We start from the raw sequence: 404 nt of genomic DNA, 5'->3' as shown, positions 1-404 counted from the left end.
GAAATCCTTTCCATCATCACCGAGATTTCCGAAAAGACGAATCTCCTCGCCTTGAACGCAGCCATCGAAGCCGCAAGAGCCGGAGAAGCGGGAAAGGGATTTGCGGTCGTTGCCGAAGAAATCGGAAAACTCGCTTCTCAAACTTCTACAAGCGTCCAAGAGATCGGTGCGTTAGTAAACTCCACGAACAACGCCGTATTAAACGGAAATACGAAAGTCTCCGAAGCGTCTAACGTTCTAAAAAAACTCAGAGAACAAGTCGAAGAGTTCGATCGGTATGCGAAGAACGTTCTTACTTCCGTAAAAACTCAGGAAGAGAACACGAAAGAAATCTCGCAGAGCGCGAACGAACTCATGACATTCAGCTTGCAGATCGAAGAAGCAGTCCTCGAACAAAAGCGGGC

The 404-nt window shown here is 47.8% G+C and carries 1 protein-coding gene; it reads left to right on the top strand.

The window, feature by feature from the left end; translation table 11 throughout:
• Positions 1-404, top strand: a 404-nt coding sequence (locus tag DLM76_RS21415; protein ID WP_241548340.1) for a methyl-accepting chemotaxis protein, incomplete at both ends; no start/stop codon positions are given.

The sequence above is a fragment of the Leptospira yasudae genome, from assembly GCF_003545925.1.
GTDB classification, from domain to species: Bacteria; Spirochaetota; Leptospiria; order Leptospirales; family Leptospiraceae; genus Leptospira; species Leptospira yasudae.
The sequence above is the reverse complement of the archived record's forward strand: the minus strand, read 5'-3'. Positions and strand labels throughout refer to the sequence as shown.